General features: G+C 63.7%; 30 protein-coding genes. 14 read left to right on the top strand and 16 right to left on the bottom strand.

All coding sequences use genetic code 11. The features are described from left to right. The first annotated feature begins 165 nt into the window (after nt 1–165). Nucleotides 166–1,011: an acyl-CoA thioester hydrolase/BAAT C-terminal domain-containing protein gene (locus MESOP_RS04835; RefSeq protein ID WP_013892199.1), complete on the top strand. Its 846-nt coding sequence runs from the start codon at nt 166–168 to the stop codon at nt 1,009–1,011. A gap of 149 nt (nt 1,012–1,160) precedes the next feature. On the opposite strand, the gene MESOP_RS04830 is transcribed toward MESOP_RS04835, so the two are convergent. Then, a complete protein-coding gene (locus tag MESOP_RS04830; protein ID WP_013892198.1) occupies nt 1,161–1,424 on the bottom strand; it encodes a YMGG-like glycine zipper-containing protein in 264 nt (87 codons plus the stop codon). 307 nt (nt 1,425–1,731) lie between these two features. On the opposite strand from MESOP_RS04830, the gene MESOP_RS04825 reads away from it, so the two are divergent. Further along, the gene (locus MESOP_RS04825; protein ID WP_013892197.1) at nt 1,732–2,139 is read left to right on the top strand and encodes an ACT domain-containing protein; all 408 of its coding nucleotides are present in this window, start codon (nt 1,732–1,734) and stop codon (nt 2,137–2,139) included. A 546-nt stretch (nt 2,140–2,685) separates the two neighbouring features. Here MESOP_RS04825 and MESOP_RS04815 read toward each other — a convergent pair. Then, nucleotides 2,686–3,720 carry an aspartate-semialdehyde dehydrogenase gene (locus MESOP_RS04815; protein ID WP_013892196.1) on the bottom strand — a complete coding sequence of 345 codons (1,035 nt, stop codon included), beginning with the start codon at nt 3,718–3,720 and terminating at the stop codon, nt 2,686–2,688. A 579-nt stretch (nt 3,721–4,299) separates the two neighbouring features. Between MESOP_RS04815 and MESOP_RS04805 the strand changes: the two genes are divergently transcribed. Next, the gene (locus MESOP_RS04805) at nt 4,300–6,162 is read left to right on the top strand and encodes a DEAD/DEAH box helicase (protein WP_013892195.1); all 1,863 of its coding nucleotides are present in this window, start codon (nt 4,300–4,302) and stop codon (nt 6,160–6,162) included. A gap of 47 nt (nt 6,163–6,209) precedes the next feature. Here MESOP_RS04805 and MESOP_RS36725 read toward each other — a convergent pair whose 3' ends face one another. Further along, nucleotides 6,210–6,458 (bottom strand): hypothetical protein, encoded by a 249-nt coding sequence (locus MESOP_RS36725; RefSeq protein WP_041163995.1) that lies wholly within the window; start codon nt 6,456–6,458, stop codon nt 6,210–6,212. A 41-nt stretch (nt 6,459–6,499) separates the two neighbouring features. Here MESOP_RS36725 and MESOP_RS04795 point away from each other — a divergent pair, with 41 nt between their 5' ends. Continuing rightward, the gene (locus MESOP_RS04795; RefSeq protein WP_013892194.1) at nt 6,500–7,384 is read left to right on the top strand and encodes an AraC family transcriptional regulator; all 885 of its coding nucleotides are present in this window, start codon (nt 6,500–6,502) and stop codon (nt 7,382–7,384) included. A gap of 80 nt (nt 7,385–7,464) precedes the next feature. Here MESOP_RS04795 and MESOP_RS04790 read toward each other — a convergent pair whose 3' ends face one another. Next, the gene (locus MESOP_RS04790; RefSeq protein ID WP_013892193.1) at nt 7,465–8,031 is read right to left on the bottom strand and encodes a DUF3291 domain-containing protein; all 567 of its coding nucleotides are present in this window, start codon (nt 8,029–8,031) and stop codon (nt 7,465–7,467) included. 83 nt (nt 8,032–8,114) lie between these two features. Then, nucleotides 8,115–9,563, bottom strand: a complete 1,449-nt coding sequence (locus MESOP_RS04785) for a glycosyltransferase (protein WP_013892192.1) — start codon at nt 9,561–9,563, stop codon at nt 8,115–8,117. 140 nt (nt 9,564–9,703) lie between these two features. On the opposite strand from MESOP_RS04785, the gene MESOP_RS04780 reads away from it, so the two are divergent. From MESOP_RS04780 to MESOP_RS04765, 4 genes are all read left to right on the top strand, one after another. Further along, nucleotides 9,704–10,426: a DUF805 domain-containing protein gene (locus MESOP_RS04780; protein ID WP_013892191.1), complete on the top strand. Its 723-nt coding sequence runs from the start codon at nt 9,704–9,706 to the stop codon at nt 10,424–10,426. A gap of 70 nt (nt 10,427–10,496) precedes the next feature. Further along, nucleotides 10,497–11,159, top strand: coding sequence for a DUF805 domain-containing protein (locus MESOP_RS04775; protein WP_013892190.1), 663 nt, complete (start codon nt 10,497–10,499; stop codon nt 11,157–11,159). A 124-nt stretch (nt 11,160–11,283) separates the two neighbouring features. Next, entirely contained in the window at nt 11,284–11,712 is a 429-nt protein-coding gene (locus tag MESOP_RS04770) for an SRPBCC family protein (RefSeq protein ID WP_013892189.1), read from the top strand. A gap of 49 nt (nt 11,713–11,761) precedes the next feature. Next, entirely contained in the window at nt 11,762–12,160 is a 399-nt protein-coding gene (locus tag MESOP_RS04765) for a MarR family winged helix-turn-helix transcriptional regulator (protein WP_245265054.1), read from the top strand. Between the two features lie 16 nt (nt 12,161–12,176). On the opposite strand, the gene leuB is transcribed toward MESOP_RS04765, so the two are convergent. The 5 genes from leuB to leuD all read right to left on the bottom strand — a co-directional run bounded on the left by leuB (nt 12,177) and on the right by leuD (nt 16,355). After that, entirely contained in the window at nt 12,177–13,280 is a 1,104-nt protein-coding gene (gene leuB, locus MESOP_RS04760) for a 3-isopropylmalate dehydrogenase (RefSeq protein WP_013892187.1), read from the bottom strand. A 306-nt stretch (nt 13,281–13,586) separates the two neighbouring features. Further along, nucleotides 13,587–13,937: a VOC family protein gene (locus MESOP_RS04755; protein WP_013892186.1), complete on the bottom strand. Its 351-nt coding sequence runs from the start codon at nt 13,935–13,937 to the stop codon at nt 13,587–13,589. Between the two features lie 118 nt (nt 13,938–14,055). Beyond that, nucleotides 14,056–14,439, bottom strand: coding sequence for a RidA family protein (locus tag MESOP_RS04750; RefSeq protein WP_013892185.1), 384 nt, complete (start codon nt 14,437–14,439; stop codon nt 14,056–14,058). A 309-nt stretch (nt 14,440–14,748) separates the two neighbouring features. Continuing rightward, nucleotides 14,749–15,678, bottom strand: a complete 930-nt coding sequence (locus MESOP_RS04745; protein ID WP_013892184.1) for a hypothetical protein — start codon at nt 15,676–15,678, stop codon at nt 14,749–14,751. A 71-nt stretch (nt 15,679–15,749) separates the two neighbouring features. Beyond that, entirely contained in the window at nt 15,750–16,355 is a 606-nt protein-coding gene (gene leuD, locus MESOP_RS04740; protein WP_013892183.1) for a 3-isopropylmalate dehydratase small subunit, read from the bottom strand. A 259-nt stretch (nt 16,356–16,614) separates the two neighbouring features. Here leuD and MESOP_RS04730 point away from each other — a divergent pair, with 259 nt between their 5' ends. The 4 genes from MESOP_RS04730 (at nt 16,615) to MESOP_RS04715 (ending at nt 18,491) form a co-directional block, all read left to right on the top strand. After that, nucleotides 16,615–17,040: a GNAT family N-acetyltransferase gene (locus MESOP_RS04730; protein WP_013892182.1), complete on the top strand. Its 426-nt coding sequence runs from the start codon at nt 16,615–16,617 to the stop codon at nt 17,038–17,040. 86 nt (nt 17,041–17,126) lie between these two features. After that, complete coding sequence (locus MESOP_RS04725) at nt 17,127–17,444, top strand: ArsR/SmtB family transcription factor (RefSeq protein ID WP_083833211.1); 318 nt, start codon at nt 17,127–17,129, stop codon at nt 17,442–17,444. After that, complete coding sequence (locus tag MESOP_RS04720) at nt 17,444–17,890, top strand: SRPBCC family protein (protein WP_013892180.1); 447 nt, start codon at nt 17,444–17,446, stop codon at nt 17,888–17,890. The genes MESOP_RS04725 and MESOP_RS04720 overlap by 1 nt, the downstream gene beginning before the upstream one ends. 70 nt (nt 17,891–17,960) lie before the next feature. Then, entirely contained in the window at nt 17,961–18,491 is a 531-nt protein-coding gene (locus MESOP_RS04715; RefSeq protein ID WP_245265053.1) for an SRPBCC family protein, read from the top strand. Between the two features lie 147 nt (nt 18,492–18,638). On the opposite strand, the gene MESOP_RS04710 is transcribed toward MESOP_RS04715, so the two are convergent. The 5 genes from MESOP_RS04710 to MESOP_RS04690 form a co-directional block, all read right to left on the bottom strand. Next, the gene (locus tag MESOP_RS04710; RefSeq protein ID WP_013892178.1) at nt 18,639–19,805 is read right to left on the bottom strand and encodes an NAD(P)/FAD-dependent oxidoreductase; all 1,167 of its coding nucleotides are present in this window, start codon (nt 19,803–19,805) and stop codon (nt 18,639–18,641) included. A 75-nt stretch (nt 19,806–19,880) separates the two neighbouring features. Then, entirely contained in the window at nt 19,881–21,482 is a 1,602-nt protein-coding gene (locus tag MESOP_RS04705) for an ATP-binding protein (protein WP_013892177.1), read from the bottom strand. Beyond that, nucleotides 21,473–22,165, bottom strand: coding sequence for a response regulator transcription factor (locus tag MESOP_RS04700; protein ID WP_013892176.1), 693 nt, complete (start codon nt 22,163–22,165; stop codon nt 21,473–21,475). Before MESOP_RS04700 ends, MESOP_RS04705 begins: the two co-directional genes overlap by 10 nt. A 3-nt stretch (nt 22,166–22,168) precedes the next feature. Next, nucleotides 22,169–23,713 (bottom strand): DUF4153 domain-containing protein, encoded by a 1,545-nt coding sequence (locus MESOP_RS04695; protein WP_013892175.1) that lies wholly within the window; start codon nt 23,711–23,713, stop codon nt 22,169–22,171. A 333-nt stretch (nt 23,714–24,046) separates the two neighbouring features. Beyond that, nucleotides 24,047–24,985 carry an IS110 family RNA-guided transposase gene (locus MESOP_RS04690; protein ID WP_013892107.1) on the bottom strand — a complete coding sequence of 313 codons (939 nt, stop codon included), beginning with the start codon at nt 24,983–24,985 and terminating at the stop codon, nt 24,047–24,049. A 482-nt stretch (nt 24,986–25,467) separates the two neighbouring features. Here MESOP_RS04690 and MESOP_RS04685 point away from each other — a divergent pair, with 482 nt between their 5' ends. Both MESOP_RS04685 and MESOP_RS04680 read left to right on the top strand, forming a co-directional pair. Further along, on the top strand, nt 25,468–26,340 hold the full coding sequence (locus MESOP_RS04685) for an HpcH/HpaI aldolase/citrate lyase family protein (RefSeq protein ID WP_013892174.1): 873 nt from the start codon (nt 25,468–25,470) through the stop codon (nt 26,338–26,340). A 50-nt stretch (nt 26,341–26,390) separates the two neighbouring features. After that, a complete protein-coding gene (locus MESOP_RS04680) occupies nt 26,391–26,597 on the top strand; it encodes a DUF1737 domain-containing protein (RefSeq protein ID WP_013892173.1) in 207 nt (68 codons plus the stop codon). Between the two features lie 18 nt (nt 26,598–26,615). Here the strand turns inward: MESOP_RS04680 and MESOP_RS04675 are convergent, their stop codons facing one another. After that, nucleotides 26,616–26,897 (bottom strand): helix-turn-helix domain-containing protein, encoded by a 282-nt coding sequence (locus tag MESOP_RS04675; RefSeq protein WP_013892172.1) that lies wholly within the window; start codon nt 26,895–26,897, stop codon nt 26,616–26,618. Nucleotides 26,898–26,906: the final 9 nt, after the last annotated feature.

Below are 26,906 nucleotides of genomic sequence, written 5' to 3'. Positions count from 1 at the left end.
CCTGTGCCCGCCGTTTTGCTATTATCCGGCAATGCTACGGTGGCATCCAATGCATGTCGCCCAAAAGTGATCTCGGTTTTGGCGGGTCGACATGCATAAAACAAGGACCTGAAGCGCGTCGCATGAATCCGTCTCGACGCGACACGCTTTAGGCCGATGGAGCGGATGGGCGAACGGGCAATCACGGAAGACATCCTGTCCGGTGGCGTTGCCGGAAAGCTGTTGCGATGCACCGGCGCCACGACGGGCGTCGTTGTCTTGAGCGGATCCAGCGGCCGCGTCGACGTCGCTCGCGCGCGGCTGTTTGCCAGGCAAGGGGCGTCGGCGCTCGCTCTCCGCTGGTTTGGCGGCGAAGGCCAGGTTCCCGGCATCTGCGAGGTCCCTCTCGAGACGTTTTTCGCCGCAACCGACCATCTCGCCGGACTGGGATGCCGGCGCATCGTCTATGTCGGCACGTCCAAGGGTGCCGAAGCATCCTTGCTCGCGGCGGCCCATGACCCGCGCATCGATGCCGTGGTGGCGATCAGCCCGACATCGGTGGTTTGGGGAAACATCGGGCCGGGCCGCGACGGCATCGCCTGGCCTGAACGATCGTCGTGGACCCTGGAGGGGCTTCCATTGCCGTTCGTTCCAACCGACCCGAACTGGAACGCAAGCCATGTCGACGGCCTGGTGTCCTACCGAGAACTCTTCAAGCACTGCCTGACAAATTTCTGGGAGGAAGCGGCCAGGGCCGCCATTCCGGTCGAGGCAATCCCGGCCGAGATCGTGCTGGTCGCGGGCGGCGACGACGCGCTGTGGCCATCGCTGGATTTCGCCGAAGCGATCGTTCAGCGCCGAAAAGATGCCGGAAAGGCCACACGCCTGGTTTCAGCGCCCGACGCTGGCCACCGCATCCTCTTGCCGGGGGAAACCACCTCACGTTCGATATCCCACGCGCATGGCGGCAACGATCGCGCCGATGCGGATCTCGGCCGGGAAGCCTGGGAATACATCCGAAAACTGCTCTGACTCTTTGTTCTGACGCAATTCCCAAGGGAAAGCGCTATGCGCTTTTCCCGGAAAAACCGTCTCACACTTTTCCTGGAATTGCTCTGATTTATCCATCTTATGAAAACGGCGGGCCCGGGCCCGCCGTTTTGATCTCAGCCCGGAGGCAATCAATAGCCGCTCGGACAGCGGTCGACATAGACCCGACCATAGCGGTCGCGGTATCGGCACTTGCCGCTTTCGCTGGCATGGCCGATCAGCGCGCCGGCCACGGCACCGACAGCGCCCCCGACAACCGCGCCCTGCACCGGATCGCCCGCAACCGCGGCACCGACCGCGGCACCGCCAAGGCCACCCACGGCAGCGCCTTTTTCCGTCTGCGAACATGCGCCGAGCGCCGTCGCCAACACCAGAATGGTCAAGATTTTCGTCATCTTTTCGTTCCTCTCACACGCGGATCGCCGTCTCGCCGCCTGGTTCTTAACTCTCAGACGGCTAATTTGATCCCGAGGAGAACAAAGATCGCGATGCCGCCGGCTCGACAAGCGGTAGCGTGCCGTGCCGGTCATGCGTCGGTTTCGCGCTTCAGATTGGCGAGGCCGACCCCAAAATCCCCGCCGATCAACGAAATTGGCTATTGGCGAAAGCGGAAGCGACATCCGGGGTGCTGTCCCTCCAGCTTCACATCGCGACTATCGGCATTCATCGCTCGCGGCTATGGATGCATCCGGTGAGGAACAAATGACTGGCGAAACCGATCTGAAGACATTGCTGGCATCGATGACGCCGGAATTGCTGGATGGCATTTATGTCTTCGCCACGCTGGCGCCTGGAATTCCCCAGCCGGAAGGCCTCGAACCGCTCATGATATTCCGCGAGCGCGAGGGCACGACGCTGATCGTGCCCGAGGCGGCGGCCCATGCCGCCGGGCTGGCCGCCTCGTTCCGCTGCCGGATGATCACGCTGAACATCCACTCATCGCTGGAAGCAGTCGGCTTCCTCGCCGCCATCACCACGCGACTGGCAACCGCCGGCATGGGCGTCAATCCGGTCTCGGCTTTCTACCACGATCACCTGTTCGTGCCGGCGGAGCGGGCCGAGGAGGCAATGGAGCTGCTGATGGAACTGGCCAAGGAGAACAGAGTTTAGCGCGGCGGCCAAAGCTGCCGATCTCCCCCCTCGTGGGGGAGATGCCCGGTAGGGCAGAGGGGGGCGTGACGGAACGCCAACCTCCTTCATTTGCGACCAGTAAAAGGTCGGTGAGCACAACCGAGATCGATTGAGAGGAAAGAGGGACAGCGCCCCCCTCTGTCCTGCCGGACATCTCCCCCACGAGGGGGGAGATTGGCCTTCATCAATGCCTTCGCAAACCTAACACCAATCGGCCGAAGGCCGAGCCCGCGACCGCGGGCCGCCGGTCGTCCGGCGCCCTCGCGGAGGGCCAGCCGCGCAAGCGGCGATACGGCCCGTGAGCGAAAGCTGAATCGGCCGCAGGCCGAGCCCGCGACCGCGGGCCGCCGGCCGTCCGGCGCCCTCGCGGAGGGCCAGCCGCGCAGCGGCGATACGGCCCGTGAGCGAAAGCTGAATCGGCCGAAGGCCGAGCCCGCGACTGCGGGCCGCCGGTCGTCCGGCGCCCTCGCGGAGGGCCAGCCGCGCAAGCGGCGGTGCGGCCCGTGAGCGATAACCAAAGACCCGTCAGGCCGCCTTCTTCTTCGGCTGGATCAGTCCGCGCTCGACCAGCAGCTCGGCGATCTGCACCGCGTTGAGCGCCGCGCCCTTGCGCAGATTGTCGGAGACGATCCACATCGACAGGCCGTTGTCGACGGTCGAATCCTCGCGGATGCGCGAGATGAAGGTGGCGTCCTCGCCGGCCGATTCCAACGGCGTGATGTAGCCGCCATCCTCGCGCTTGTCCAAGACCTGGCAGCCCGGCGCATCGCGCAGGATATCGCGCGCCTCGTCGGCGGTGATCGGCTTTTCGAACTCGATGTTGACCGCTTCCGAATGGCCGATGAACACCGGCACGCGCACGCAGGTCGCCGTCAGCTTGATCTTGGGGTCGAGCATTTTCTTGGTCTCGGCCACCATCTTCCACTCTTCCTTGGTGAAGCCGTCGTCGAGGAAGACGTCGATATGCGGGATGACGTTGAAGGCGATGCGCTTGGTGAACTTCTTGACGTCGACCTGGTCGGCGACGAACACCGCGCGCGTCTGCGTGAACAGCTCGTCCATGCCTTCCTTGCCGGCGCCGGACACCGATTGGTAGGTCGCGACGACGACGCGCTTGATGGTGGCGGCATCGTGCAGCGGCTTCAGCGCCACGACCAGCTGTGCCGTCGAGCAGTTCGGGTTGGCGATGATGTTCTTGCGCGTGAACAGTGAGATCGCGTCCGGGTTCACTTCCGGCACGATCAGCGGCACGTCCTGGTCGTAGCGGAAGGCCGACGAATTATCGATGACCACGCAGCCCTGCTTGCCGATCTTCGGCGACCATTCCTTGGAGACGTTGCCGCCGGCCGACATGATGCAGATGTCGGTGTCGGAAAAATCATACTGGTCGAGCGTCCTGACCTTCAGCGTGCGGTCGCCGAACGACACTTCCGTGCCCTGGCTGCGCCGCGAGGCGAGCGCCACCACTTCGCTTACCGGAAAGCCGCGCTCTTCCAGTATGTTGAGCATTTCCCGACCCACATTGCCCGTGGCGCCGACGACTGCAACCTTGAAACTCATCGAAATCTCCTGTCCCTCTCCGCTTGGTTTTTGGAGAAAACCCGCCGGCCAATGCGGGTTCCGTCCCCCGGGCCGGACCCGGGAGAGGGTGGTTAGGCCAAGGGAATCACACCGTTTTGGTGGTGGTTTTGGCCATGGTTTTAGGGGAGCGGTAAGACGCGCGAACGCGCCCAGCCAGATGATTGTGGCCAGGGAGGTCGAATGCAATAGAAGCCATCAAAAGGCCGCGCATCGAAATGATCCCGTTCAGTGGCGGCTTTTACGCGGTTTGGTAAAAGAGTCAATTGCGTGTGCTGCTCTGCCTTCTCCCCCTGTGGGAGAAGGTGGATCGGCGCGACAGCGCCGAGACGGATGAGGGGTGCTCCAGCGGAGTGAGGCGTTGGTGTTCCCTGGAGCACCCCTCATCCGTCGCCTTCGGCGACACCTTCTCCCACAAGGGGAGAAGGAAGGCCGGTGCCGCTTGCCCTGTACAAGAGCGGCGGCAGGAAGTACGAACGGCCAAGATTGTTTGGCTGGCGATGCCGGCCCCGGCTCGTGCTCCCATGATGAGCGCAGAACCCCGAATTCCGAAAGAGTAAGATGTCCAACTTCGAAGCACTTGTTCCCGCGCTGGCAAAGGCGCTGGAAAAACGCGGCTATTCCGACCTGACCCCGGTCCAGAAGGCCGTCCTGGAGCTCGGCCAGGCCGATGCGCTGGTCTCGGCGCAGACCGGCTCCGGCAAGACCGTCGCCTTCGGCCTTGCCATGGCGCCGACGCTGCTCGACGGTGCGGACCGCTTTGCCCCAGCCACAGCGCCATTGGCGCTGGCGGTGGCGCCGACGCGCGAACTGGCGCTGCAGGTGACGCGCGAACTGGAATGGCTCTACGAAATGACCGGCGCCACGGTGGCGTCCTGCGTCGGCGGCATGGACATGCGCACAGAGCGGCGCGCGCTGGAGCGCGGCGCCCACATCGTCGTCGGCACGCCCGGCCGGCTGCGTGACCACATAACCCGAAACTCGCTCGACATGTCGGCGCTGAAAGCCGTCGTGCTCGACGAGGCCGACGAGATGCTCGATCTCGGTTTTCGCGAGGATCTCGAATTCATCCTCGACGCAGCCCCCGCCGAGCGCCGCACGCTGATGTTCTCGGCCACCGTGCCGCGCTCGATCGCCACGCTCGCCCAGGGCTATCAGCGTGACGCCGTGCGCATCTCGGCCGCCGGTGAGGAAAAACAGCATCTCGACATCGAGTACCGGGCGCTCAGCGTCGCCCCGGCCGACCGCGAGAACGCCATCATCAACGTACTGCGTTTTTATGAGGCGAAGAACGCGCTGGTGTTCTGCAACACGCGCGCCGCCGTCAATCATCTCACCGCGCGCTTCAACAACCGCAACTTTTCGGTCGTGGCGCTGTCGGGCGAGCTCAGCCAGAACGAGCGCAGCCATGCGCTGCAGGCGATGCGCGACGGCCGCGCCAAGGTCTGCATCGCCACCGATGTCGCGGCGCGCGGCATCGACCTGCCCAATCTCGAACTGGTCATCCACGCCGACCTGCCGACCAACCCGGAAACGCTGCTGCACCGCAGCGGCCGCACCGGGCGCGCCGGGCGCAAGGGCGTCAGCGCGCTGATCGTGCCGGGCAGCGCCCGCCGGCGCACCGAACGCCTGCTGCAGAGCGCCAAGCTGACCGCGACATGGGCAAGCCCGCCATCGGCCGACGACGTGATGCGGCGCGACGACGAGCGCATCCTTGCCGATCCGGCCTTCGACGAGCCGGTCAAGGACGACGAGCGCGCCTTCATCGACGCGCTTCTGAGCCAGCATGGCGCCGAGCAGGTGGCCGCCGCCTTCGTGCGCCAGTGCCGCGCCAGCCGCTCCGCGCCCGAGGATCTGATGGATGTGGCACCCTTCACGCCCTCGCGTGAAAGACCGGCGGGCGAAGGTTTCGCGCGCCGCGACGAAGCGCCCAGCCGGCGCGACGATTTCGGCGCCAGCGTCTGGTTTTCGCTGTCGATCGGACGCCGGCAGAATGCCGAGCCGCGCTGGCTGATCCCGATGCTGTGCCGTACCGGCAGCATCTCGAAGCGCGAGATCGGCGCCATCAAGATGCAGCCGGAAGAGACCTTCGTGCAGATCGCCGCCGACTGGGCCGATCGTTTCCTGACGGCGATCGGTCCCGACCGCAAACTCCAGGGCAACATCGTGGTCAAGCGGCTGGACGGCACACCGGACCTGTCGCGGGCCGGCTACCAGCCGCCAAGCCCCGACAAGAAACCGCATCGCGGCAAGGCGCCGTTCGACCCCAACGCACCGAAGCACAAGTTCGAGAAGCGTGCACCGGCAGCCGAACGCCCCGCCGCCGCGCATGAGGCGAAGCCGTGGGCGAAGAAGCCGGGCAAGCCGAAATTCGACAATGCCGGCCCGCCGAAGCACAAGAAGGCGAAGAAGCGGCCAGGTTGAGCATGATGCCGAAAAGTATGTGAAACGGGTTCCCGTCCGCAATCGCATCAAAGCCAAGAGATAGAGTGGGTCGCCGTTTCCGTGAAACGGTGAACCGCACTCGCGCTGTCGATCATTTGGATGTCGCCGCCTTGTGCTGCCGCGATGGCATCCATCATGCGGCCTCCGCCTTTCACCAGCGCACAAAGCGATTGTGGCTGATCGTGCGCGAGCCGTAGCGCGCTGGCAGACCGCGCCATGGCGTCCAGGCCCCTGTTGATCCATGCCAAAATCGCAAGATCGGTCGAGCGCGACATATCCGGAAAGGCCTAGTTGGTGTCGCCACGGAGGAAGAGCGTTGAAGGCAGCACTTGAAAACTACCAAGCCCGAATGCAGCGGGTGCTGGACCACATCGACCAGCATCTGGATGACGATCTGGGCCTGGAGGCGTTGAGCGGTGTCGCGGCGTTCTCGAAATACCATTTCCATCGGCAGTTCACGTCCACCTTCGGGTTGTCCGTGCATCGCTATGTCCAGCTCGCCCGCATGAAGCGCGCTTCATACAGGCTTGCCGAAAGTGACGCCCAAAGCGTCACCGATATCGCGATTGATGCCGGCTACGACGCGCCGGATGCCTTCGCACGCGCCTTTCGGCAACGGTTCGGACAATCGCCCTCGTCGTTCCGGAAGTCTCCCGACTGGGGGTCGTGGCTTATGGCCTTCGGGCCCCTCGAAAAAGCAAGGAACACGCTCATGCAGATAATCTTTGATCACACCGACGTGACGATCCGCGATGTGCCCCCGACGCCGGTGGCGATCATGGAGCATCGCGGAGACCGGGCGACGCTCCAGGACACCATCCAGCGGTTCATCGCCTGGCGTAAGGCCGCGGGCTTGTCGCCCGAGACAAGCCCGACCTTCAACGTCTTTCGTTCCGAAAGAGAGCCTGCGGTCCCGGCTGACTATAGCATGGACATCTGTGCCGGGACCGACCAACCGATCGAGGCGAATGACGCGCAGATGAAGGCTGGCGTGATCCCTGGCGGACGCTGTGCGGTGCTGCGCTACCCCGGCAATACCAACAATCTCGAACCCGCAGCACTTTACCTTTATCGTGAGTGGCTTCCTGCCAGCGGCGAGGAAGCACGCGACTTTCCAATCTATTGCCAACGACATCTGTCCCACTTCCCGGAGGGGCCGCTACGCGAAGTGGTCGTTGAACTCTTTCTGCCTCTGAAATAGCTCGGCAGGGCAGCGGCCTGTCCCTTCCGATCGCAAGAACGGACAGGCCGCTGTCCACTCCGATCTCGGCCATTCCGCATTTATGAGTTCACGGTCTGGATCATTTGCTGGCGTTCTTCATTCAAGCGCATGTTTTGCTTGACCACCTGGCTGTCGACTGTCGTCGAGCGGCCGTCTTCATCGAAACATGTCTTGAAATCGAAGGCAAAAGCGCTGGCCTTGTGGTCGTGAAGAAATTCGTGCCTGACCACGGCTTCCGTCCAGGTGGGCGTATAATCCCGCTCGACCCACCACAGCACATAGGGCGGCCAGGCGGGTTTGAGAAACCATTCTCGTCCGTGCCTCATCGCCTCCCTATGAATTCCGGCATAGGAGAATGCCATCGGCGATGCCAGGTCTTTCCACAGCGACAACGTCGATGGCGACCAACCGTCTCCACGTTCACTATAGAAGCGCGGAAAGACCTGCACGCCCCAGCTTTCGGGGCCGGGCTCTTCATCATAACCCGATCTGGCGATGAACCCTTCGCTCGTTTCGGCAACCAGAAAATTGCGATCGTTGCGGTCATGAAAGCCCTGGTTCACGGGATCACTGGCTGGAGCACGGAATATGCCGAAAGTGTACAGGGCAAGTCTTTTGCTCTTCATTTTACCTCCGCCAAAACAGCCCTGTTGCACTCGTTTTTCTCCATTGTTCCAGGCCAGTAACGGATCGAACCCGGCCGGTTCGGTCAGGCGTTCGAAGCCCGGGAGACCGACGCATGCAGACCGGCCTTGATGGCGGCCCAGCTTGCCGATGCAGGCGTCGGGCGGTGCTGCTTGGCGATGCGCTCGGCCAGCGACGAACGCCAGGCGTGGTCCTCCGCCATCCTGCGGGTGGCGGCATACCAGCCTTGCACATCTTCGGAATCGATCGCCGGCATCAGCCCGCCGGTCGCTTCGATCAGCGACGGCGCCGTCGACACGATGACCGGAACGCCGAAATCGAGGCATTCCGAGGCGCCGTAGCCCCAGCCCTCTATATGTGAGGGAAAGACGCCGAACGTGGCGCTGCGATAATACTGGATCAGCTGCTCGTCGCTGACCAGCCCGGTGAAGGTGATCGACTGGAGCAGTTCGGGATGCGCCTTGAGAAAGGCGCGCAGCGGCTCGATCATCCAGCCCCAGCGCCCGGCGCAGACAAGCCTTGGCAGCTTGACCCCTTCTTCCAGCGCCTGCTGCCAGATCCGAGCCAGCAGGATGTGGTTCTTGCGCACTTCGATGGTCGAGCAGTAGATCACGAATGGCTCGCCGGTCTCGATGCGCGACGTCGCGCCCATGCGCGATGCCGTCTCGTGCAGGATCGAGGGCATCGGGAACCGGTACACGACCGGCGCGGCGATGCCGGCCTTGCGCATGTGATCGGTGAGCGTGACGCCGACCGCGTCGGAAGCGCAGAACGCCGGCGCGCCCAAACGCACGAGCTGTTCGAGATAAGACCCGAAACGGCGCTCGCCGACGCTCGCGCCAAGCAGCTCGGGGCGCAGTGTCGGGATAAGATCGTGGCAGAGGAAGGCAAGCCTGCCGGCGGCACCAGAGACTGCGGACCGGTCCTCCTGGGTCAGGATGTGATGGCTGATCAGTACAAGGCCCGGCTCCGCCTCGGCGGTCTGACTCGCCGCGTCAGGCCGTGCTCCCATCCAGATCCGCGCCTGCTGGTAGAGACGGCAAATGCGGATCAGCAGCCCCGTTGCCTGGTAGACAATTCCCTTGCGGCCATTGGTCACCGTTTTGGCCAGATGACGGTCCGCCTCGCGCTTGCCCCACGGATGCCGCCTCACCGCTTCGAAAGCCTGCGCCAGTGCCGTGCGTTTTCCCGGCCACCGTTTGCGCCGATGCGATGAAATCTCGCCCGCCGCGACATGATCCTGTTCGAAGGGCGCAAGCGGCCGGAAGCGGCCTTGCCCGGGCCTGAACGCCACCACCTCGACGCCAGGATCGGGATCGTCCAGCGCCGCGTTGATGAGAAAGCTTTCCACCCGCGGGATGCCGGCCAGCCCCTTGCCGGGTGGCCAGAACATCAGGCCAGTGGCGTCGATCGCCAATAAAGAGGGGACCAATACAGAGGGGTCCGGCCTCGCAGGCCTCTCGGCCTCGCCATCTTCGGTCGCGACACTGGCATCGGGGCACTCGGCTGTCATTGTCTGCTTTGGGCGAGGATGGCTGCTTCTGATGTCTTATGCTTCATTTGCCGCTGATATGGTAGCCATGGCGCATGGCTTGCCCATGGGCGCGGCCCCATGCGACACCTTGGCAGGGACATTGGCGACAGGGGTGGCGCATGCGCGGCGAAGTTCTTCACTATGACGAGGATCAGGGCTTCGGCTTCATCACCGGAGCCGACGGCAACCGCTACACCTTCACCCGCGAGAACCTGCGCCGGCAAACCGCGCTAACCATGACGGCGGTCGAGTTCCAGCCGGGCGGCGGCCAGGCGCGCGATGTTTTTTCGATCGCCGGCCATACCACAAGCCCGGCTGCCGCAAGCCCGGTTGCCGACGCCGCCATGAATGCCGCACCGGCTCAAGCTGGTACCGCACCCGCAGCCGCCCCACCCCAGGCAGGGCATTTCGGCCGTTCCTCCGAGCCGGCCGAACCCAGCGACCTCTGGGGTTATTTCTGGCGGGGCCTGACCCAGAACTACTTCAATTTCGCCGGCCGCGCCCGCCGCAAGGAATATTGGGGCTATTGCCTGTTCTGGACGATCGCGTTGCTGGTGGTCATCGGCATCGGCGTTTTCGCCGATTCCGAGATGGGCAATTTCGATAACGCCGAAATCCCGGCGGTGACGGTCGGGCTCTTTGGTGTTTTCCTGCTGGCCACGTTCTTGCCCGGTCTCGGTATGATCGTGCGCCGACTGCACGACCTCGGCCTGACCGGCTGGCTCTGCCTGCTGATCCTCATCCCGACCTTCGGCAGCCTGATCATCCTGGTCTTCGCCCTGATCCCGACGCAGGGACGCGAAAACCAGTGGGGACCGGTGCCGGCGGGTGTCAGCACATAGCTTGACGTGCATATTGCAATCATGAACAACCTTGGGTAGTATGCGCATCGCAGCATGGCGGGGGCAAGGTATGCGTGGCGCGGTCTATCACTACGACCAGGACCAGGATTTCGGTTACATCAATGGGGTCGACGGTAAGCGCTATATGTTTGCCCGTAATGATCTGAACCACGGTGTGGCCCTCGTGAGAGGCACTCTCGTCGAGTTCCAGCCGGATGACGGGACGGCCCACAATATAGTCGCCGTTGCCTCAACCACGCCCTCGTCAGGCACCGGTCAACCACCTGAGCCTAGCCGGTTTGCCGAAAAGCGGCCTGCCGGCTCTACAGGACTGTGGGCCTATTTCAGGCAGACGGTGAGCGTGAATTATCTTAATTTCAACGGACGCGCACGCCGCAAGGAATTCTGGGCCTTTTGGCTGTGCTTTATCCTGGTGCAGTTAGCACTTGTTGGCTTCGGGATACTGGTGAATCTGGCCATTAATGGCTTTGGCATCAACGCGGGCCGGAGCTCGATAGGGTTTATACCCGCTCTTATCTTCACATTGGCATTCGGCCTGTCGTGGATCGCGCTTGTCGTCCGGCGTCTTCACGACATCGGCCTGAGTGGCTGGCTTGTCTTGATCTGCTTCATCCCAGTCATCGGCGAAGCGGCTTTTCTGGTCTTCGGACTTATACCGTCTCAGGTGGGCGAAAACCCTTGGGGGCCGGTGCCGGCAGGCGTCAGGGTCTAGAAGACCAGTCCCGATAAAAAAGAAACTTTCCCGCTCGAATAACAAAGTCGTCGCGCTGAAGATTCTTCTTGCAATTTAATCCGCGCACAGATAGTCTGTGCACAGATTGAATGGAGGCAAGACAATGTGGACCAATGAATACACCGCCATTTCCCCTCTCCCGGCGCAAGCCATCTGGAACGCACTGAAGGCGTTGCACGAGGGCCGTCTCGCCTATGAAGGGTCCGACACCTTCGTGCTGCACGGGCCGTTCGCCAAGGGTACCCGCGTCTCCGTGACGCCGGTGGGGCAGGACACGTTCGAATCGACCATCGTCGATCTCGTCGACAACGTCACCTATGCCGACGAGACGTCGTTCGGTGACACGAAACTGCTGTTCCGGCATACGTTGGTCCCGGTCGAGGGCGGCACGCAAGTCACCCACCGGCTTGAGATTTCCGGCCCCTCGGCCGCCGAGGTTGGACCCGAGCTTGGGCCGCAGATCAGCGGCGATTTCGACACCTCGATGACCAGGCTTTTCGAGCAGGCAGAGGAGCTGGCAAGCCGTGGCTGATGGGCAGGATTTGAACACACGCTTCAGCGGACCATCGGAGAGCCCGGGATTGCTGCTTTGGCGAACCACCATGCGCTGGCAGCGCGTCATGACGGCGGCGCTGGCGCCACTCGACCTGACGCATGTCCAGTTCGTGCTGCTGGCTTCGGCCATGTGGCTCGGTCGCGATGGCGAGCCGCCCAACCAGGTGCAGCTCGCCGCCCAGGCCGGCACAGAGGTGAAGATGACCTCGGATGTCGTCGCCCGGCTCGAGGCAAAGGAATTGATCGTGCGGGAGGCCGACCCCAGGGATTCCCGCGCCAAGGTGATCCGCATCACCCCAGCCGGAGCCGCCGCTGCCCAGCGCGCCATCATCGCTGTCGAGGCCGCCGACGTGGCCTTTTTCGAGCCGGTGGACGAAGCTCAGCTCGTTACTATGCTGCGGCAGCTGGCCGGCGATATTCGTTGAGGCAGGGCCCTGCGGCTTAAGCCAGGAACTTGGCGATGATCGCGTCGCCCATCTCGACGGTCCCGACCTCGGTCATGCCCGGCGAGAAGATATCCTTGGTGCGCAGACCCTGGTCGAGCACGGCGGCGATCGCGCCTTCCAGCCTGTCGGCTTCATCGACCATGCCGAAAGAATAGCGCAGGCACATGGCGAAGGAAGCGATCATGGCGATCGGGTTGGCGATGCCCTTGCCGGCAATGTCCGGAGCCGAGCCATGCACCGGCTCGTAGAGCGCCTTGCGCTTCTTGGTCTTGGCGTCGGGCGCGCCGAGTGAGGCCGACGGCAGCATGCCGATCGAGCCGGTCAGCATGGCGGCGATGTCGGACAGCATGTCGCCGAACAGATTGTCGGTGACGATGACGTCGAACTGCTTGGGCCAGCGCACCAGCTGCATGCCGCCGGCATCGGCCAGCATGTGGTCGAGCTTGACGTCGGAATAGCGCGCCTTATGGGTCTGGGTGACAACCTCGTTCCACAGCACGCCCGACTTCATGACGTTGCGCTTTTCCATCGAGGTGACGTGGTTCTTGCGCGTGCGCGCCAGCTCGAAGGCGACGCCCGAAATGCGTTCGATCTCGAACGTATCGTAGACCTGGGTGTCGATGCCGCGCTTCTGGCCGTTGCCGAGGTCGATGATCTGCTTGGGCTCGCCGAAATAGACGCCGCCGGTCAATTCACGCACGATCAGGATGTCGAGGCCTTCGACCACTTCCTGCTTGAGCGAGGAGGATGCCGCCAGCGCCGGATAGCAGATGGCCGGGCGCAGGTTGGCGAACAGCTCCATGTCCTTGCGCAGCCGCAGCAGGCCGGCTTCGGGGCGCACCTCGTAGGGCACGGCATCCCATTTCGGCCCGCCAACGGCGCCGAACAGCACCGCATCCGCCGCCATGGCCTTTGCCATATCGGCATCCGAAATCGCGGCACCATGCGCATCATAGGCGCAACCGCCGACCAGGCCTTCGTCGGTGGCGAAGTCGCTGCCGAGCTTTTCATTCATGGCAGCGATCAGTTTCTTGACCTCGGCCATGGCCTCGGGGCCGATGCCGTCGCCGGGGAGCAGGAAAAGATGCTTCGTTGCCATGAAAACCGTCCCAGAAAGATTTGAACCGGCGCTTTGCTAAACGCCAAGCGGGCTGGGCGCAAGCAGGAACGCAGCGATCAAGGACAACCTCGTTAGTTTGCGATCCTTCACGCCCCCCTCTGCCCTGCCGGGCATCTCCCCCTCAAGGGGGGAGATTGGATGTCACCTCGGCCTTCGCCAATCTCCTATGCCGAAAGCGAGGCGAGACGGCGAGGCTGCCAATCTCCCCCCTTGAGGGGGAGATGTCCGGCAGGACAAAGGGGGGCGCTGTCCCGCCGCCATCTCGCAAATTGCAGCGCCTGGCCTTCACCGATGCGAGAGAATATTCACCAGCCGGCCGAAGGGATCGCGCACATAGAAGCGGCGCACGTCCCAGGGCTCGTCGGCCGGCCCGTATTCGATGGCAAAGCCTGCCGTCTTCATGCCTTCGAGCGCCGCCTCGACATCGTCGACCTCGATCGAGAGATCCGGCACCGGCGTGCCGGAGCCGCCTTGGGCCATGAAGGAGACCTGCACCTGCATCTCCGCCTCGGAACCGTAGGTGGCGATCCAGCCAAGGTCCATCAGGACGTCGAGGCCGAGCACGTCCTGATAGAAGCACTTCGCAGCCGCGATGTCTTGCGTGGCAATATTGGCGACGATGCGCCGGACCTTCATGGCCTTGGCCTCAACTACCTGGAGCAATTCCAGGAAAAGTGTGAACGGTTTTCCGTCCGGAATTGCGTCAAAACAAAGAGATAGAGCGGTTCGCCGTTTCGTGAAACGGTGAACTGCTCTAGGCCGAGCGCCGCAGCGCCGTCACCTCGATCTCGATCTTCATCTCCGGCTTGTTGAGCTGGCAGACGATCATCGTCGCCGCCGGCCGGATGTCGCCGAACGTCTCGCCCAGGATCGGGAACACCACGTCCACGAAAGCCTGGTCGGTGATGTAGTAATGCGCCCGCACCACATCGGCCATGGCAAAACCGCCGTCCTCCAGCGCCTTGCCGATCGTCGCCAGGCAATTACGCGTCTGCGCCTCGACGCTGTCCGGCATCGTCATGGTGGCATAGTCGTAGCCGGTCGTGCCGGACACGAAGCACCAGTCGCCCTGCACCACCGCGCGCGAATAGCCTGCGGTTTTTTCGAACGGCGAGCCGGTGGAGATGAGTTTGCGCATGGTGAGGCCTCGCGGATGTTAGTGGCATTTTGCAGGGAAAGGGCTGGGGTGACCATGGGCCAAAGCAGGTGGATCAGCGGTGCAAACGCTTGTTGACGTCAGCGGGACAGCCACCCCCCTCTGGCCTGCCGGCCATCTCCTCCGCAAGGAGGGAGATTGGCAGCTTTGGCGGACCGCCATTCTTTCAATGTTGAAGATTAGCGAAAGTCGTGGTGACGGCCGATCTCCCCCCTTGCGGGGGAGATGCCCGGCAGGGCAGAGGGGGGTGTGAAGGATCGCGGCGAAATGGTTTTGTTCACCGCCACATCCCTAATTCGCCTCGCCCAGCGCTTTGTCCAGCGCCGCCTTCACATCGGCCGGCCAGGTCTTCACGTCAGGCCAAGCGTTCGGCTGGCCATTGTCGCCGCGGCGGGCGAAGTAGAGCTTGTGCTGGGCCGGGTCGACGGCCATGAAGCCGTCATTGCCGCCGCAATCATGCGGCACGCAGCCGCTGGCGTAGAAGGCGCCGGACGCGGTCTTTTCCGTGCCGCCGCCGACCAGCAAGCTGGTCGCCATGTCGGGCATGTCCTTGCCGAGCAGCGTCTCGGCTTGCTTGTAGACGGCCTCGTTGTGGAAGGCGTCGATGATGTTCTGGTACTTTTCCGGATCGATGTCTTTCCAGTCTGTGCCAGGTTCGGGCATGTAGGTCAGATTGCCTGAAATCGTCAGCCCGTCCGTCGGCGACCATTGCAAAGCCGGCTTCTGATCGCCCGGCAGCAGATAGGGCACGAAATAGATGGCGTTGTCGGACACCGCCGAGGGCGGCGCGCCGCACTCGTCCTGCTCGACCTTCGTGCTCTGGATGGTACCGCCTTCGGGCTTCCAGACGATTACCGTTGCCGGCCCGCATTGATTGCCGCCGTCGCCGACATCGAACAGCGCCACCTTGACGCCGCCGACCTCGACTATCTTGTCGAAGAAGACGTCATAGTTGCTGGCCAGCTGCTGGCCGTCATAGGCAAGCACCTTCTCGCCATCCTGCTCCGGCTGCGTGATGGTCAACTGGCCGCCCTCGAACGAGATCGGTGCTTGGCTGTCGTCGTCGGCAGCATCGGCGGCGCCCGTCCCCTGGTCGGTGGCCGGCTTTTCGGCCGACGGCGCCGGTTGCGCGGCCGGTGTCTCAGTCTGGGCAAACGCGCTCGCGGCGGGCATCAGCAACAAGGCCAACCCGCAAACGCCGGCAAGAAGCGAACGTGTCATGACTGTCCCTCCCTTCAGTCGCCGCAAACCCGGCCTGTGCGGCCGGGTTATATCTTCAGCAGGGGTACCGCTCAGGCCCAGGGGCGCTGTTCGGCGTTCTTCTTCTCGAACGAGGCGATGGCGCCGGCCTTCTCCATTGTCAGGCCGATATCGTCGAGCCCGTTGAGCAGGCAGTGCCGCTTGAAATCGTCGAGGTCGAAGGTGACGACGCCGCCGTCCGGGCCACGGATTTCCTTGGCTTCGAGATCGACCGACAGCGTGGCGTTGGAGCCGCGCGAGGCATCGTCCATCAGCTTCTCGAGATCCTCGGGGCCGACGGTGATCGGCAGGATGCCGTTCTTGAAGCAGTTGTTGTAGAAGATGTCGGCGAACGAGGTCGAGATCACGCAACGGATGCCGAAATCGAGCAGCGCCCACGGCGCGTGCTCGCGCGACGAGCCGCAACCGAAATTGTCGCCGGCGACCAGGATCTGCGCCTTGCGGTAGGCCGGCTTGTTGAGCACGAAATCCGGGTTTTCCGAGCCATCGTCCTTGTAGCGCATCTCTGCGAACAGGCCGGTGCCGAGCCCGGTGCGCTTGATCGTCTTGAGATAATCCTTCGGGATGATCATGTCGGTGTCGACATTGACGATCGGCATTGGCGCTGCGACGCCGGTGAGCTTGGTGAATTTTTCCATGGCTTTGGCCCGTTTTTTCGTTGCGGGGGAATTTGCTGAGGCACGGTTTACACAAAGCCGTGGCCAAATAAAAGCCAACTGTTCGTGCGCGATGCTGGCGGCAGACCCGCCCCGTCTCGACCGGGGGCCTCCAGCATGCAACTGGCGCTCTTCCCCTGAGCTACGGGCCACCGCAATGGCTGTATCATGCCGCACGCTGAAACTGAACCACCTCAAAAATGGCTTCGAAATCCTGGCCGGCTGATGCAATCTCGCTGCCATGGTTGAAAACTCCGAAATCCTCTACGCACGCGAGACCGCGCTCGACATCGCCGAATTCCGCCGCGTGCTGGTGGAATCCGGCCTTGGCGAGACACGGCCGATCGATGACACCGCCAGACTGCAAGCCATGCTGTCAGGTGCCAATCTGGTGCTGACCGCGCGTCTCGACGTGGAGGGCAAGCCGCTGGTCGGCGTTGTCAGGGCCGTCACCGATTTCTCCTGGGTCTGTTACATATCGGAGCTCGCCGTCTCCCGGTCGGCACAGGGGCTCGGCATCGGCAAGGGCCTGCTCAATGAGGCACGACGGCAGCTCGGCCCCTCCGTCGCCATCAGCCTGATCTCGTTACCCGACGCCGTCGGCTTCTACGAGCGCATCGGCATGAAGCGAATGCCCGACGCCTTCTGGTCGTCCCGCAAGCGCTGACTTCTTCTCCGCTGACCGCATCCAGACGTCAGATGGCGCGCGGTCTTGCGGCTTGACATGCAACCAAATGGTTGCATATTAGAGCCATGAGCATGGATGCCGTTTTTCGCGCCCTGGCCGACCCGACACGCCGGCAATTGCTGGACAGCCTCCATGCCAGGAACGGGCAGACCTTGAATGCGCTGTGCGCGGAAATGGCCATGACGCGCCAGGCAGTGACCAAGCACCTGGCGATCCTGGAGGAGGCAAACCTCGTCTCCACCATCCGTCGGGGCCGTGAGAAGGAGCACTACCTCAACCCGGTTCCGATCAACGAGATCGCCGAGCGCTGGATCGGCAAATTCGAGAGGGGGCGGCTGGCCGCCCTCAGCGACTTGAAGAAACGCCTCGAAAGGGAAGACTGATGAGCAACAGCTTTGTTTATGTGACCTACATCCGCACCACGCCTGAGAAGCTTTGGCAGGCGCTGACCGACCCGGAGTTCAACCGGCAGTTCTTCCTCTGCTCTTATCAGGAGAGCGAGTGGAAAGTCGGCTCAAGCTGGAAGCTGATATTCCCGGACGGCCGCGTCGCCGACAGCGGCGAGATCCTCGAGATCGACCCGCCCAAGCGCCTGGTCATCAAATGGCGAAACGAATGGATGCCGGAAGTGAAGGCCGACGGCTACACGCGCTGCACCTTCACCATCGAGCAGGACGGCGAGTTGATGAAGCTTGCTGTCACCCATGAGGCGGATGGCTCGCATAGCCTGATCGGCAACGTCGCCAAGGGCTGGCCGCTGGTGCTGGCCAGCCTGAAGAGCCTGCTCGAAACCGGCAAGGGTTTTGAGCGTCCGCCCTCCAAGGGATGAAATATCATTTCGATACCGAAACAAACATTATCCGGAGGCATCCATGACGTATGTTCCCATGGTGCATAGCATGACCAATGGCGAGACGATCATGGCATCGGCCGACCTCGGCGCGCCTGTTGAACACGTGTTCCACGCTCTGGTTAGCGATGAGGTCGAGCGCTGGTGGGGGTCCGCCGACACCTACCGCGTGGTCGACTGGTCGGCCGATCTTCGCGTCGGCGGCCGCTGGACGGTAGTCGTCAGGACGGCCGACGGCAGAAGCCGGCCGGCCGGCGGCGAATTCCTCGACATCGAGGCGCCGCGCCGGATCGTGCAGACGCGGGCCTATGCGTGGGACCACCCGACACTTGGCCGGCGAGAGACCAAAGTGGCGTATCTGCTGGAACCGATCGCGATCGGCACCCGCATTACGATCTGCCATGGCGGCTTTGCCGGCTTAAGTGAAGCGGCGGCTGAACATGCCGAGGGCTGGGGACGGGTGCTGAGCTGGCTGCAGGCATATTTGGATGCGGGAAACCGGGTGGCGGCTTGGACGCGCCTCTTTCCTTCTCCCCCTGCGGGAGAAGGTGGATCGGCGCGTCAGCGCCGAGACAGATGAGGGGTGTTCCAGCGGAGTGAGAGGTTGACGGGTTCTGTTCCCAGACCACCAACCTTGATGAGGGTATCGCCAAGCTGGAACACCCCTCATCCGACCTCGCTTCGCGAGGCCACCTTCTCCCGCAAGGGGAGAAGGAAGAAGCGCGCCTCAAATCACATTCAATTCCCGGAACGCCCGACCCTCCGCCACGCGCTCATACCCGAACGCCGAGCAATCCACCGTCCGGTAATCGCCATGCACGATCAGCTCAGCCAGCGCCTTGCCGACCGCCGGCGCCTGCTGCAGACCGTGGCCTGAGAACCCATTGGCGAAGATGAAATTGCCGACCTCGGGATGCGGGCCGATCACCGCGTTCTGGTCGAGCGTGTTATAGTCGTAGTGGCCGGCCCAGGCGCGCGTCGACTTGATCGCTTCGAAGGCTGGAATGCGGGTTGCCAGCACCGGCCAGATCACCTCTTCGAACAGCGGCCAATCGACCTCGAAATCCCCGGGTGCGGCCGGGCCGTCGCCCTCTTCCGGTTCGGCGCCGCCGGTGAGGTAGACCGAGCCTTCCGGGCGGACATAGATGCCGGAGGGATCGACCAGCAGCGGCATGTCGGCATATTTCTCGCGCGCCTCGAAGACGAAGACGTTGCGCTTGCGCGGCTCGACCGGCAGCTCGAGCCGCGCAAAAGCCGCGACCTTGCCGGCATTCGGCCCGGCGGCGTTGACGACGATGCCGGCCTCCAGCGTCTGGCCATTGTCGAGCTTGACGCCGGTGACGCGGTTGCCGTCGCGCGCGATGCCTGTGACATCGGCAGTGATGAAATCGATCTTCTTGTCACGCAGCGCCTTGCGGAACAGCGTCAGCATCGCATGCGCGTCGAACCAGCCTTCGCCGGTGCGGCCATAGGCGCCGGCGGAAATACCTTCGGTCGACAGCCAGGCGAAGCGCCGCGTCAGCTGCTCGGCGTCCTCCAACACGATGTCGGCGCCCTCGGCGATCTGCGCCTCGTGATTGGCCTTCAGGATCGGCAGCCCGGCCTCTCCGGCGAGGATGAGGTAGCCGCCCTCGCGGAAACCGATATCGGCATCGGTGCCGAACTCTTCCTTCAGCCGCCGAAACAGTTTCAGCGTGAACTGCGACAGCCGGATGTTTTCCGGAATGGAGAATTGCTGGCGGATCGAGGCCATGGACAGCGTCGTTGCCGCCTGCGCGAATTGCGGATCGCGCTCGATCAGCGCGATCGAGCCGGAAAACCCTTCCTCGCGCAGGTAATAGGCGATGGAGGACCCGACGATGGCCCCGCCGATGATGACGATGTCGTAGCGCACGCTTTATGCCTCTCCAAGCCTAGAGCATGATCCCGAAAAGTGGCCGCCGGTTTTCGGAAAAGATCATGCTCACTCTCATACTACCGGCAGAATGATCTCGAAGCGCGTGCCGGGCTCGCTGTCAACCAGCCGGATCATACCATCATGCGCTTTCAGGAGGGCCAGCACGATGCCGAGCCCCATGCCGGTGCCGCCGGTAGAGCGCCGCGTGGTGAAGAACGGTTCGAAGATGCGTGCCCGGTTGCTCGGCGAAATGCCGGCGCCGTCATCCCCGACCAGCACCGTCGCCTTGCCGCCGGCGCTTGCGGCGATGATCGAAACCTGCGTCGCGCCGTGCCGGGCCGAATTATCGATGAGATTGCCCAGCACGATCGCCGCGTTCTCCGCCGATATGCGCAAGGCCAGATCGCCGCCGACTTCGACGCGAACCGCCAGCCTGGTGTCGACCGGGAGCAGGGCAAGCGCTGCACCGATCGAGGTGCTTTGGCCGCTGGGCGCGAGATTTTCCGCCCGTGCCAGGTCGAGCAGCTTCCGCACCAGCAGGTTGAGCCGACCGGCATCGGTGACGATGTTGTCGGAAAAGCGCCGGCGCTCGGCATCGTCCATCGCCGAGCCGGAATCGCGCAGCAGCTCGGCCGCGCCCTGGATCGCCGTCAGCGGCGATTTGAGTTCATGCGAGACATGGGTGGCGAAAGTCTGGATCGAGTCCGATCGCGCCTGCAGCTTTTCGGCCATGTCGAGGAAGGCGGCGGAAAGCTCGGCCATCTCGTATGTGCCGTGGTGGTCGAGCGGCCGGATCGCGTCGCGGTCGCCGGCGGCGATGCGTTCGGTGCGGTCGATCAGCGCATAGATCGGCCGGCTGACGGTGCGCAGGAAGACCAGGCCGATGAGCAGCGTGCCGCCGAGGATGGCGATCGCCGCCAGGGTCACCTTGCCGCGCTCGCCATAGAGATGCTTGACGATGTTGTTGGGCGTCCGCGACACATAGACCACGCCGGCGACCTTGCCGTCGACGGCCACTGGCAAAGCGACGAAGACACGCACCTTGGTGCCGCGGCTGACCGAATAGAGCGGCGGCGTCGGCTGGTCGGGAATGCGCAGCCTGAGCGCGCTGGCATAGCGGCCACCGAGCGCGGCGCGCACCTCCTCGACCTCGCCGAGCGACTGCCCGACCTCGCCGCGCCCGGCGATGACGACACCCCGGGGGTCGAGCAGCCGGAAACCGGCCAGCGTGGTTTTCTGCGTGGCGTCGAGAATGCCCGACAGCCGCGTTCCGATCGTGGCGAAAGCGGGATCGGCGATTGCGGGCGTCGCCGCCGGCCGGGTCGGAAGCACATAATCCGAGGCGAGATCGAGGCGCGGCTCGATCGGCCGGTAGGGGCCGTCGGGATTGGTGCTTCGGCTCGAGATCCCATTTGCCCCAGGTGTCAGTGCGCCAAGCTTTTCCGGCGCGATGCCGGCGTCGCGAACGTCCTGCGCGTAGATGGCGGCAATGGCCGCGCCTTGCGCGATCAGTTCCGCCTCGGTCTGCCGGATCAGCTGGTTCTCGTAGAGCCGGAAGAAGAACAGGCCGACCAGCGGCAGCGCCATCACCATGATCAGGATGGCGACGACGACGGTGGCAAGCCGTGGCCGCCATTTGCGGCCTATCCATTTGCGCGAACTGGTCAGCCGCATCGGCCGAGCCGGAAGCCGACGCCATGCACCGTCTCGATGGCGTCAAGGCAACCCGCCGCCGCCAGCTTGGCGCGGATGTTGCGGATATGGCTGTCGACGGTGCGATCGGCGACGTGGACCTTGCCGGCATAGGCATTGGCCATCACCGCGTCGCGGTCGAGCACATGCGCCGGCCGCGCCAGAAACCCTTTCAGGATGGAGAATTCTATACCCGTCAGCGACAGCGGCTTGCTATCGAAGGCGGCGCCGTGGCTGGCCGGCACCAGAATAAGCTTACCATGCGCGAACTGCCTGTCGTCGGCCGGTTCGGGCGCCGCCGGGCGGGCGCGCCGCAGGATGACGTTGACGCGGGCGACCAGCTCGCGCGGGGAAAACGGTTTCGTCACATAATCGTCACCGCCCATTTCGAGCCCGAGGATGCGGTCGATCTCCTCGTCCCTCGCCGACAGGAACAGCACCGGCACATCGGATGTGTGCCTGAGCCGCCGGCAGACCTCCAGCCCGTCCATCTCCGGCATGCCGATGTCGAGCACGACCAGGTCGGGTGTGTGCCGTTCGATCGCTCGCAGAGCGGCCGCACCGTCGGAAACGGCAGCCGTCTTCATGCCGGCTTTTTCCAACGCAAAGCAGATCACCTCGCGGATATGCGGGTCATCGTCGGCGACGAGGATGTGATGCGGCATGGATCAGCGGTCCCGCGCGGTAGGTTGCGAGGGCTGAGGAAGCACGAGCGACCCCTTGCTGTCGAGATCGCGCAGCAGGCGCCAGTCTCGAAAGCTCCAGGCCCGCCAGTTGTTCTGGACGCTGCGATACCAGCTTTCGTCGCTGTCGCGCACACGCTCCAGCTCGCGGACAGCGCCGGCGGCAGGCGTCTTGTCCTGGTGATCGAAGAACCGGTCGAGCGCCGGAAACGCGCCCGGGCCAAGCGAGCGCAGATACCAGGCGTCGAGGGGAATGCCCTGGCCGGTCATTTCAAGGGAATGGTCGACATTGTAATTGGCGATCGTTGCCGCGAAGTTGATGAAGCAACAGCCATAAAGCGCTAAGGATAACGTCAGAAGATTGGCGGAGAATAGCCATTCGTTGGATTTTTGCAGGGCGATGCGGGCGATGATCAGCGCAAGGCCCGCCGCCACCAGAGCCATCCAGCCGAAAGCCGCGATGCGCCAGTAGGTCAGCGCATAGATGCCGACATAGAGGTCAAGCCGCAGGATCGACGAGATGACCAGCATGATGTTCTGCGCCACCCAGGCATAGACCAGCCGGCGGATGACCGGATCGGCCGAGGTCGCGCTGCCGGGCCGCAGCGCCGCGAGGACGAAACCGGCGGCGAGCAGCGCGGTTACGATAAGCGGATAGGCGCCGCGATGCGCATAGGCGGCGTAGCTCAAGCCGTCGGGAAGGCCCACCCCGCCCCACAGATAGGTGAAGTCGAGCCCGGTCTGCAGCGCGAACAGCACGTTGAAGACAACAAGCGCGCGCAGGATGGCCGCCTTGCCGAAAACGATGTCCTCGATGACGTGAATTTGCGGATTGGTCGCCGGCTGAGCAGCTGGGACATGGTTTGGCCGGGAAACGCGCCGACGAAATCGCGGCAGGCGTGGCCGCAAAAAGGCCCAGACGCCGGCGAGCACGAACAGCCAGAAGGCAATCCGCGCCAGCTGGATGAGATCGAGCAGCTTCAGAAGGTCGATCAGCGACAGCCAGTAGCCGATGACCGGATTGGCGGTGCCGAACAGCGCCAGGAAGACGGCGCCCAGTGTCAGCGGCATCACCCAGACGGCGATCGCCGCCAGCCGGACGCGGCGCCGGCCGAACCGGCGCGCTGTCCTGCGCCAGCGGATGAAATCGCCAACGAACCGAAACGGCGCCGCGAGCCAAAACAGGGCGATCTGCCGAGCAATGCGGGCGATACCGTGCCGCAGGCGTCCGCTCAGCGAAAGCGCGAATACGACAAGCGCCGCAAGCGCGATCGAGACAGACAAGGCGCTGGCATTTTCGGCGAGCGGCAGCAGCGCGACCAGCAGCGCGGCGGGCTTCAGCCAGACCCTGCTATCGCTGAAGGCCGCGGGATGCACGGCCACGACCGCGGCGGCGATCAGGATGGCGAACAGCAAAACCGTGATGCCGACCGGCTGGCCGTAGAACAGGAAATCCGCCAGCACGACCAGCAGCACGGCAATGCCGAAGCGGCTGCAATAGCCTGGTGCCGCTGTGAAAAACGACGTCATGATCTGACCTTCTTGGCAGCATCTGGCCTGATCGCATCCGGCCGCATTGGCGGCAGGCTCTTGCGGACAAAGGGAATGAGCATGGCGGTGGGATCCGCGCGTGGCGGATCGGCCAGCCACCATCCGTCGCTGCGCAACCGGTAGGGCAGACGGGGGCTTGCTCGCTTTTGCATGCCGTCTGTCTCGCAGGCCGACGGGGAAACCGTGCGGCGGATGCAAGGAGGTTTCCAGCAAGCGCGTGCAGTTTTCGTGCAGAGGCCGCGCCTGAGGGTGCCGCCCCAGCCAGGCTCCTTTCCTCTCCCTCCGGAGGGGGGAGAGCGACTGTCTGGGGTGTCAAGTTGCATTTGCGAACTCGGCTCGCGCATCGCGTGCTTTTGCATTGAGGATGACGAGGAGTTTTCGGGCGAGTGCGATGCGGATGAGCATTTTGGACTTTCCGGCCTGTTGCAACCGCTGAGCGAACGCTTTGAGATGGGGATCGAACTTGGCCACGATGGCCGCGACGATGAAGAGGATGCCTCGCGGCCCGGCGCGTCCGCCGCGCACATGCCTGTTGCCGGCCCGCCTGCCGCTGTCATCTGCGATGGGGGCGAGGCCTGCCAGCTTAGCGATGGCTTTGTTGGAGATGAGGCCGATCTCAGGCAGTTCGGCCATCAGGCGGGCGACGGTGCGCCCGGCCACCCCCTTGAGCGAACGGAAGGCCCGCTCCAGCCTGGCCCACAGCGGATCGTCGTCGATCATCGAGGCAATCTCGCCTTCCAGCCGTCGTTGCTCGCGCTTGAGGAAGGCCAGCATGGCCTCGATGCTGGCGCATGTCTCGGCGTCGCGTGCGGCACTTCTGCGCTGCTTGTTGATGGTCGCATCGCCGACAACCTGGCAAAGCCGCGCAACCAGTGCGGCGAGCCGCTGCTGGGCAGCGCTCGGCGGTGGCGTGGGGACCGTCTTCTTGACTTCGCTGTAATGGGCGATGACAGCAGCGTCGATCCGGTCGGTCTTTTCCAGATAACCCATCGCCTCGGCGAAGCGACGCACGCTCTTGGCATTGACCACGCCGCACGGCATGCCATGCGCCCACAAAAGCATGAACCCCAGCCTCTCATAGCCGCCCGACGCCTCCATCACCGCCATTGCTGCGCCGTGGCCACGGCAGAACAGCCAAAGAGCTGCGATGCCCGTCGCGTCATTGGCGAAACGCTCTGCCGCACCGCCTGGCCAGACATGCGCGTCCAGCCAATCCTTCGAAACATCAACTCCACAAATGATCTTGTTCACGGTAACCTGCCTTGTGCGTACGGTTGGAACCAAGCGACTGTTCGGTCGTGCGTGACGAAGGCGAAGATCCCAAGCTCTCCCGCGGCTGTAACCTCAGGTGGTACGGGCGACTTCGCCAAGCCAAGGTCCGGGCGGCCGCCCGGACCTTGGCTCAATCGCTTCAATCCCACGAAATCGCTCTCGTGTAGATACAAGGTGGCTCGGCGAAGCCGAGACGGAGTGGGGGAACCACCTGGCAACCGCCGCGACGGACATAGCAAGGGCACCAGGCGCAAGCCTCGCCTTGCGCCCAAGGGTCGACCCCCACTCCGTCGAGCTTCGCTCGACACCTCTCCCCCGATCGACGGGGGAGAGGAAGAGCCCCTTCCGCAACTGCTGCGGAGGACGGGCAGGCAAGGGGCAGCACGAGCTTTCGCGGTTGGCTCGTATCAGGTACCGGCCTTCTGCTTGCCTCGACTAACCACACGCGGCATAGATCGGACATGGATATCTATCGCCCGCGCCGTTCGGTGCTCTATGTCCCGGCCTCCAACGACAAGGCGCTGGCCAAGATCGCGCAGCTTTCCTGCGACGCCGTTATCATCGACCTGGAGGATGCCTCGGCCCCGGCCGACAAGATCGCCGCCCGCGGAAAGTTGGCGAAGATCTTCGCCGATGCCGATCGCCGCTGCGAGATGATCGTCCGCATCAATGCGCTGTCCAGCGAATGGGGCGCCGACGATCTGCTGGCCGCCGCAAGCTGCGAACCCGACGGCATCCTGTTGCCCAAGGTCGATACGCCGCGCGACCTGCTCGAGGCCGGCGATGTGCTCGACGACAATTTTGTCCCCGATAGCGTGAAACTGTGGGCGATGATCGAGACGCCCAAGGCGCTGCTCAACATCGGCGCGATCGCCGAACTTGGCCGCGATCCGGCCTCGCGCCTTGATTGTTTCGTTGCCGGAACGAATGATCTGGTCAAGGACACCGGCGTGCTGGCGACGCCGGACCGCCGCTACCTCGTGCCCTGGCTGATGCAGATGGTGCTGGCCGCCCGTGCCGGCGGCCTCGACATGCTCGACGGCGTCGCCAATGATTTTCGCGACCTCGACGCTTTCGCCCGCGAATGCAGGGAATCCGCCGCCATGGGGTTCGACGGCAAGAGCCTCATCCATCCGGCCCAGATCGAAGCCGCCAACCGCGCCTTCGTGCCAACAGTGCAAGCGGTGGCCGAGGCGCGCGCGGTGAAGGACGCATTCTCGCTCGCCGAAAATGCCGGCAAGGCCGTGATTGCGCTGAATGGCAGGATGGTCGAGCGGCTGCACCTGACGCAGGCTGAAAAACTGCTGGCGAAGGCCGCCGCCATCGGGGCATGATATCGGCCCAACGCTCGCGGGCTATGAATATTCACGACAGGACTTGAAAAATGAAGCTCTACCGCTTTCTGTCCGCTCCGGACGACGCCAGCTTCTGCCACAAGGTGACGGCGGCGTTGAACAAGGGCTGGCATCTGTTCGGCTCGCCGACCTACGCCTATGACAAGAAAGCCAAGACGATGCGCTGCGGCCAGGCCGTGGTGAAGGACGTCGAGGGCCAGGAATATGGGCCGGATACCAAGCTCAGCGACTGGTAGACTCGATCAAAGACAGCGTCAGGCAGCCTCGGCGATTTCAAGACGCACGGTAAGCCCGGCCAGCGCGGCAAGGTTGATCAAGGTGTCCAGACTGAAATTGGCGATCCTGCCCCGCAGGAGGTCGTTGAGGCGCGGCTGGGTAATCCCGAGCCGGTTGGCCGCTTCAGCCTGGGTAACGTCCCAACTGCGCACCCGCTGTTCAATCGCGATCAGCAAATTGGAACGCATAGTCATGTTGGCGGCCTCGGCTGGAGTATTTTCCAGCGCGTCCCACACGTTCTCGAAACTCTGACGTTCCATCGTCATACC

Origin of the sequence: Mesorhizobium opportunistum WSM2075 (assembly GCF_000176035.2) — a bacterium.
Taxonomy (GTDB): Bacteria; Pseudomonadota; Alphaproteobacteria; order Rhizobiales; family Rhizobiaceae; genus Mesorhizobium; species Mesorhizobium opportunistum.
Note: the sequence above shows the minus strand (reverse complement) of the source record. Positions and strands in the feature narration are given on the sequence as shown.